Below are 5,604 nucleotides of genomic sequence, written 5' to 3'. Positions count from 1 at the left end.
GACCAACGGCATACACGGATCCGCATTCCGGTGGCCCCGCCCTGGTGGTGAAGGGAGGCCGGCGAATTCGTTCCACGACACAGACGCCAGGCCGGAGTACCGACGGAGAGACATCATGCTGTCAGACGTGCTGGGACTTACCCCCGAAGAGGCAGACACCTACCGCATTCTGGTCTCGGTCGCCTCCGCCACGCCCACCGGACTCGCCGAACTCATCGGCTGCGACATCCGTCAGGTGGTGGGCATCCTCAACAGGCTCGAAGACCGGGGGCTCGTCGCGCGCAGCCTCGGCGACACCACACGGTTCGTCGCCACCCCACCGGCGGCGGCGCTGCGGGCGCCCCTGATCCAGCGACAGAACGAGCTCAATCTGGCGAAACTCGAACTCGACTCCCTCGACGAAATCTACCGCGCGGCCACTCTCGGGCGCGGCGCATCGGAGGTCGTCGATGTGATCCACGGCACCGAGGCCATCCGCGAGCGCGTCGGACACATACAACTCGGCGCACGGAAAGAGGTCATGAACTTCGTCAAGGCGCCGTTCTTTTCGCCCGGCAACATGACCGACGACGCGGTCATGGAGCGGGGCGTCCGCTACCGCGTGATAGTTGAACGCTCGATGCTCGACGGGGGAGCTCCGTCGTTCGACGAAATCATCCAAGCGCGGGCCGCTGGAGAAGTGGTCCGGATCGCCGATTCAGTACCACTCAAACTTTTCATCGTGGACGGCGAGTTGGCCATTGTTCCACTCCTCGGTTCCGCCAATGCCGCGAAGGCTGGAGCCCTGCTCGTGCACGAGTGCAGCCTGCTCGACGCGCTGATTGCACTGTTCGAGTCCGAATGGGATAAGGCAACGCCGTTCGCCACCTCTGCGGGTACCTTGCAGAAGGCGCCCGCCATCGATGATCTGGGTGCACAGATACTCAGCCTGTTGCTGACCGGCCTCACCGACCAAGCGATCGCCACCCAACTGCGCACCTCCATGCGGACGGTGCAGCGCCGGATCCGTCAGATGATGGACACCGCGAAAGCGCAGAATCGCATGCAGCTGGGCTTCCGTGCGGCACGGCTGGGCTGGCTCGACGCCGAGCAGGACGGCAGCTGACTCCCGGAACACCGGCCCACCGGCCGAGGACGTTCACCGCAACGATACGTGGCTCACCGGCATGGACAAGTTCCTCGAAGCCGCCGCCGACAAAGAGGCATTCCCACTGGACGACGGCCTCCTCAGGATCGTGGTTGCCGAACGAGCGGGACTCGAATGTGCGTCCTGGCCCGGTCGTGTCCCGCGGTGGCGCAGGGGGCCGCGATATCATCGAGGGTGAACTCCGGCCCGATCGGGGCCGATTGTCGGTCGTCGTGTGGACGGTGGGAGGTGCGGGCGACATGGTGGACGGCGACCCGGGGCTCTTCGGACCCGAATCCGTCACCTGGCAGATGCACGGCGATCCGATGATGTGGGTCGCCGGAGTGCGTGCGCTCTACCTCCAGGCGCTGCACCCGCGCGCCGTACGCGGCGTCATGCAGAACTCCGACTTCCGTGAGGACGCCTGGGGGCGGCTGATGCGCACGGCCGGCTTCGTCGGAACGATCACCTACGGCACCACCGAAGCGGCCGAGAAGGCGGGCGCCCGGGTCCGCCGGATCCACCGGCTCCTCAAGGCCACCGACCCGGCCACCGGGGAGACGTACGGCGTCGACGAACCCGAGCTGCTGCTGTGGGTGCACTGCGCCGAGGTCGACTCCTACCTCCAGGTCGAACGCCGCTCCGGCTTCCCGCTCACCGACGCCCAGGCCGACCGCTACGTCGACGAGCACCGCCACAGCGCCCGGCTCGTCGGCCTCGACCCCGCCGACGTACCGGCCACCACCGCGCAGCTCGCCGCCTACTTCGAACGGGTGCGGCCACAACTCGCCGCGTCCCCCGAGGCATTGGACGTCGACGACTTCCTGCGCCGGCCACCCGTCCACGCACTGCTCGTACCGGCGCGCGCACTGCTGTGGCGGCGCGTCGCGGCACTCGCCTACCAGTCCCTGCCCCCGTACGCCCATGAGCTCTACGGCAGACCCGTGGGGTCCGTGCGCACCGTCGACCGGCGGCTGCGCACCACCGGAACCGCTCTGCGCCGCATTCCGTCCCGGCTCCGCTGGCAACTCCCGCCCGGCCATATCCTGAACGCGATGGCCCGACTCGGTCCGGGCAGCCGCCCCACCCCGTACAAACTGCGCAGCCGGGCCGCCATACTGGACGGGCCGGGGAGGGCACCGAGGTAGGCGAAGCTACGGGGGCGACAGCAGGCGATGGCGGACACCAGGCTGATCCAGAGCCGGTACCGACTGCTCGATCTGATCGGGCGCGGCGGAATGGGCGAGGTGTGGCGCGCCCGCGACGAGTCGCTCGGCCGCCACGTGGCCGTCAAATGCCTCAAGCCGATGGGACCCCAGCACGACCGGTCCTTCACCCGCATCCTGCGCGAACGCTTCCGCCGCGAGGCCCGCGTCGCCGCCGCGCTCCAGCACCGCGGCGTCACCGTCGTCCATGACTTCGGTGAGCACGAGGGCGTCCTCTATCTGGTGATGGAGCTCCTCGACGGCCGCAACCTCAGCCAGCTCCTGGAGGACAACAAACAGCATCCGCTGCCGGTGCCCGACATCGTCGACATCGCCGAACAGGTCGCCGACGCCCTCGGCTACACCCACCAGCAGGGCATCGTGCACCGCGACCTCAAGCCCGCCAACATCATGCGCCTCACCGACGGCACGGTGAAGATCTGCGACTTCGGCATCGCCAGGCTCGGCCACGACATCGGCTTCACCTCCCGCCTCACCGGCACGGGCATCGCCATGGGGACCCCGCACTACATGTCGCCGGAGCAGATCAGCGGCGGCCTCGTCGACCACCGCAGCGACCTGTACTCACTGGGCTGCGTCCTGTACGAGATCGCCACCGGAGCACCGCCGTTCGACCTCGACGACACCTGGGCCGTCCTGGTCGGACACCGCGACACCCAGCCCGAACCACTGCGTACCCACCGGGCCGAACTGCCCGGATTCTTCGACCACGTCGTCCTGGAACTGCTGGCCAAGACCCCCGAGGAGCGGCCCGTCGACGCGGGTGACCTGCGACAGCGGATCGCCGCCGGCCGCACCGGCGAGCAGCCGCAGCTCCAGCCCACGGGGCAGGTACGGCTCGCGCCACCCGTTCCCGTGGTACGGCCGGGACAGCAACTGCCGGCCTGGACCCGCGGCATGACCACCGGACACAAGGCGACCGGCGCCCGCCTCGGGCTCGCCCCGCCCGACCACTCCGCGGGCCTCACCGGCGAGTGGACCACCGGCACCGACCTGCGGCACCTCACCGGAGAGCTGCCGCTGCCCAGGGCCGAGCGGCCGACCCCGTCCCCGGAACTGCTCTCCGTCCTCGCCAACCGGCACAGCGCGGGCCTCAACCTGGGCCGGCTCGGGCACTGGGAGGAGGCCGGCGAGGTGCACCGCGCGGTGGCCGCCGAACGCGAGCACGCGCTGGGCCCCGACCATCCCGACACGCTCTCCAGCCGGTACGAGGTCGCCTTCACTCTCAGCCGTACCGGGCGCGCGTCCGACGCGCTGCGGGAGTTCGGCCGCGTCGCCCAGGGCCGGGAACACGCCCTGGGCCCCGACCACCCGGAGACCCTCGCGGCCCGCCAGGAGATGGCGTACGTCCTCGGCCGGCTCGGCCGGCACTTCGAGGCCCACCAGGCGTACGCGGCGGTCCTCGGCTCCAGGGAACGGACGATGGGCCCCGACCATCCCGACACTCTGCGCTGCCGCCACAACCTCGCCTTCAACCTCAGCAGGCTCGGCCGCCTGGAGGACTCCTACCGGATGGCCAGGGACGTGGCATCCGCCCGCACCCGCCTGCTGGGCGCCGACCACCCCGACACCCTGGTCACGCTCTACGAAGTGGCCTACACGCTCGGCCGGCTGGGGCGCTGGACGGAGGCCCTGCAGACCTACCGGGAAGTCGCCCGCGCCCGGGCCCGGGCGCTCGGCGCCGACCATCCCGACACCCTGTCCGCCCGGTACGAGATCGGTATCAGCCTCGGCCGTCTGGGCCGCAGCGCGGAGGCCCTGGAGCTGTACCGCGCCCTCGTCGACGACCGGACGAGGATGGGCGGCCCCACCGACCCCGAGACGCTCCGCGCCCGCCACGGCCTCGGCGTGAACCTGGGGCGGCTGGCCCGCTGGGAGGAGGCGCTCGCCGAGGCGCGCGACGTGACCGCGATCCGCGGACGCGTCCTGGGCGCAGCCCACCCGGACACCCTCGTCAGCCGCCGGGAGATCGCTGTCGGCCTCGGCTGGCTCGGCCGCTGGGCCGACGCCCTCACCGTCTACCGCGAGGTCGCCGAAGCCCGCGAACGCGTTCTCGGCGCCGACCACCCCGACACCCTCGCCGCACGCAACGACGAGGCGCACTGCCTGGAGCAACTCGGCCGGGGCCCGGAGGCCGTCGAGCTGTACCGCAGGGTCGCGGCACTGCGCCGGGGACGGGACGCACCGCCGGGCTGACCCGTCGCCACCGCCTCTGGTCAGGGGATCACATCCCGTGTTACGAAGGGCCATGCACGCACCCGACAGCTATGACGCGGTGATCGTGGGCGGTGGCCACAACGGTCTCGTCGCCGCCGCCTACCTCGCCCGCGCCGGACAGTCCGTCCTGGTCCTTGAACGCCTCGCCACCACCGGGGGAGCGGCCGTCTCCACCCGCCCCTTCGACGGCGTCGACGCCCGATTGTCGCGCTACTCGTACCTCGTGTCCCTGTTGCCGCGGAAGATCGTCCGCGATCTCGGTCTGGACTTCGCCGTACGCAAGCGGACCGTCTCGTCGTACACCCCGACCGTGCGCGGCGGCCGTGCCACCGGGCTGCTCGTCGGCGGGGACCGTACCCGGGACTCCTTCGCCGCGCTCACCGGATCGGACCGGGAGTACGAGGCGTGGCAGCGCTTCTACGGCATGACGCGACGCGTTGCCGAGCGGGTCTTCCCGACCCTCACCGAACCCCTGCCCACCCGTGACGCCTTGCGCGAGCGGATCGGTGACAGGGAGGCCTGGCGGGCACTCTTCGAGGAGCCCGTCGGTGTCGCCGTCGAGGAGAACTTCCGCGACGACCTCGTACGCGGGGTCGTTCTCACGGACGCCCTGATCGGCACCTTCGCCGACGCGCACGACCCGTCCCTGCTCCAGAACCGCTGCTTCCTCTATCACGTGATCGGCGGCGGTACCGGCGACTGGGACGTCCCGGTCGGCGGCATGGGCGCCCTCACCGACGCCCTCGCCCGGGCCGCCCTCGCAGCCGGGGCACAGATCCGGGTACGGCACGAGGCGACCCGGATCGACACCGACGGGACCCGGGCCGAGATCACCGTCCGCTCACCCGACGCGGAACACGTCGTCACGGCCCGCCGGGTCCTCGTCAACGCCTCGCCGCAGGCGCTCGCCGCGCTCCTCGGCGAGGAACCGCCCGCCCCGGCCGAGGGCGCGCAGCTGAAGGTGAACATGCTGCTCACCCGGCTGCCCCGACTGCGTGACCGCTCCGTCGACCCCCGCGAGGCCTTCGCCGGCAC

At 71.0% G+C, this 5,604-nt stretch carries 4 protein-coding genes; all 4 read left to right on the top strand.

Annotation, left to right across the window (positions count from 1 at the left end):
• Nucleotides 1–115 precede the first annotated feature (115 nt).
• Nucleotides 116–1,105 (top strand): helix-turn-helix domain-containing protein, encoded by a 990-nt coding sequence (locus tag ACFU8Q_RS38455; RefSeq protein ID WP_384463913.1) that lies wholly within the window; start codon nucleotides 116–118, stop codon nucleotides 1,103–1,105.
• Nucleotides 1,106–1,386: 281 nt separating this feature from the next.
• Nucleotides 1,387–2,274, top strand: a complete 888-nt coding sequence (locus ACFU8Q_RS38450; protein WP_384463910.1) for an oxygenase MpaB family protein — start codon at nucleotides 1,387–1,389, stop codon at nucleotides 2,272–2,274.
• Between the two features lie 27 nt (nucleotides 2,275–2,301).
• Nucleotides 2,302–4,548 (top strand): tetratricopeptide repeat protein, encoded by a 2,247-nt coding sequence (locus ACFU8Q_RS38445; protein WP_384463907.1) that lies wholly within the window; start codon nucleotides 2,302–2,304, stop codon nucleotides 4,546–4,548.
• A 52-nt stretch (nucleotides 4,549–4,600) separates the two neighbouring features.
• Nucleotides 4,601–5,604, top strand: a 1,004-nt coding sequence (locus ACFU8Q_RS38440; protein WP_384463904.1) for a phytoene desaturase family protein, incomplete at its 3' end; no start/stop codon positions are given.

Source organism: Streptomyces sp. NPDC057543 (assembly GCF_042801895.1).
In the GTDB taxonomy this organism is placed as follows: domain Bacteria; phylum Actinomycetota; class Actinomycetes; order Streptomycetales; family Streptomycetaceae; genus Streptomyces.
Note: the sequence above shows the minus strand (reverse complement) of the source record. Positions and strands in the feature narration are given on the sequence as shown.

Coding starts and splice junctions, on each gene's coding strand:
- ACFU8Q_RS38455 (WP_384463913.1), top strand. CDS start 116: ATGCTGTCAGACGTGCTGGGACTTACCCCCGAAGAGGCAGACACCTAC.
- ACFU8Q_RS38450 (WP_384463910.1), top strand. CDS start 1,387: ATGGTGGACGGCGACCCGGGGCTCTTCGGACCCGAATCCGTCACCTGG.
- ACFU8Q_RS38445 (WP_384463907.1), top strand. CDS start 2,302: ATGGCGGACACCAGGCTGATCCAGAGCCGGTACCGACTGCTCGATCTG.